Genomic DNA, 1998 nt, shown 5'->3' with positions numbered 1-1998 from the left:
CCCTCGGCCTGCGCGTGCTGCCGGTGCCGCGCGGCGAGGACGGCCCCGACCTCGCGGTGATGGAACGCCTGATCGAGGCCCAGAAAGCGCACGAGCGCCCGCGGCTGTACATCACCGTCTCGGTGCTGCACAACCCGACCGGTGCGACGCTCGCGCTCGGCCATGCGCACCGGCTGCTGAAGCTCGCGCAGGCGCACGACCTGCACATCGTCGAGGACGACACCTACGCCCACCTGGCACCGCCGCACCTGCCGCGGCTCGCGGCGCTGGACGCGCTGGAGCGCACCATCTACATCTCCGGCTTCTCGAAGATCCTGGTGCCGAACTGGCGGGTCGGCTATCTGGCAGCACCGCCGGCGCTGGTCGACCGCTTCATCGACACCAAGCTGCTCGGCAGCCTGTCCACCACCAGCCTGACCGAGCAGGCGCTCGCCCACTGCCTGGAGCACGGCCTGCTGCGCCGCCATGCCGAGCGGGTGATGGCCCGGCTGGACGCGGCCCGGGCGCGCTCGGTGCAGCTGGCCGAGGCGGCGGGCTGCCGCTTCGCGGCCACGCCGCGCGGCCTGTTCGGCTGGGTCGACACCGGCGTCGACACCGAGCGGCTGTCGCAGGTGATGCTGGACGACGGCTGGCTGCTGGCGCCGGGCTCGATCTTCCACGCCACCCGGCGCCCCGGCACGCTGATGCGCATCAACTTCGCGACCACGCAGGATGCGCAGTTCTGGCAGGCGCTGCAGCGCGCCCGCGACACCCCCGGCATGGCAACACCCCGGAATCCGGGCTTTGCACCGGCAGCCCGCTGACCTACAGTCACAACTTCTTGCAACTCCCGAGTCCATGTTCGAGCCCACCATTCCCTTCGGCGAGCCCGAGTTGATGCGCGTCAGCGCCTTCGAGCGCTACCTGCATGAACCGGGGGGCCCGCGCGCGCTCGGCGAAGTCGCCGACAGCAGCCTGCGCGGCGCGACGCTCAGCCCGTCGCTGCTGGCCGACCTGAGCCGTTTCGAGCGGGCCGGCCATGCGTCCGAGGTGCTGGACGTGCTGGCCGCCTGCGTGCGGCATTCGCAGCAGGTCGTCATCCACCTGCAGATGGGCCCGGCGGTGGTGCCGCTCACCGTGTTCGCGCGCGAGCGCCTGGTGCACTGCCCGATCAGCCTGGATGCGCTGYTGCGCGAGCGGCCCACCGAACTGCGGGTGCTGCACGTCGAGCCGGCGGTGCTGCGCACGCCGGGCGACTCGGAGCTGTCGCTGGTGGCCGACGAGCAGCACTACCACTCGCTCGGGCCGGTGCTGTGGGAGCTGGCGCTGCGCGGCTCGCGCAACGCGTTGCTGCCGGAGATCGCCGGGCCGGTGGCCTACCGCGTCGCGCCGGGCTTCAACCTGGGCGGCCTGCGCGCCGGCGGCCTGGTGCGCACCGCGGTGCAGCGGCTGCAGGGCGACCGCTCGTCGCTGCGCGAGATGGCCGACTGGCCAGGTTTCGACACCTCGCGCGCCGCGCGGCTGCTGAACGCGCTGTACCTGCAGTCGGGGCTGATCATCAGCCGCACGCGCCGCAGCGCGCTCGCCGAGTCGTGGTTCGGCGCGCTCGGGCGCTAGGGATGACGACCCCTCGGTCGATGGGTACATCGACCGATCCCCCGAGGGGATGCGGGCCGGCTTGGGGCGGCCCGGCGCTCGGCCCGCCGCTCGACGCGCTCAGCGGGCGCCGAGCTCTTCCCAGCGTGTCAGCGCCGTCAGAAGCTCGTCGTCGAGCGCCGCGAAGCGTGCCTGCGCGGCCGCGAGCTTCGTCGCGTCGCCGGCGTAGATCTCGGTGCCGGCGAGCAGCGCCGAGAGCGTCTTCTGCTCGGTCTCCAGCGCCTCGATGCGCGCCGGCAGGCTGTCGAGCTCGCGCTGTTCCTTGTAGCTGAGCTTGGCCCTCTTCGCGACCGGCGCGGCCGCGGGCGGCGGCGGCGCAGCGGGCGTCGGCGCGGGCGCCGCCTTGGCCGCCTTGTCGCGGAT

2 protein-coding genes and 1 pseudogene are annotated in these 1998 nt (G+C 73.3%); 2 read left to right on the top strand and 1 reads right to left on the bottom strand.

The features are described from left to right. On the top strand, positions 1–803 hold an 803-nt coding region (locus AC1D01_RS32180; RefSeq protein WP_477873568.1), incomplete at its 5' end, for an aminotransferase-like domain-containing protein. A gap of 34 nt (positions 804–837) precedes the next feature. Continuing rightward, positions 838–1596, top strand: coding sequence for a hypothetical protein (locus tag AC1D01_RS32175; protein WP_477873567.1), 759 nt, complete (start codon positions 838–840; stop codon positions 1594–1596). 99 nt (positions 1597–1695) lie between these two features. On the opposite strand, the pseudogene AC1D01_RS32170 reads toward AC1D01_RS32175, so the two are convergent. Continuing rightward, positions 1696–1998: pseudogene (locus AC1D01_RS32170) on the bottom strand (ABC transporter ATP-binding protein); the annotation flags it as partial.

The organism is Rhizobacter sp. P3_B12, from assembly GCF_056402895.1.
Note: the sequence above shows the minus strand (reverse complement) of the source record. Positions and strands in the feature narration are given on the sequence as shown.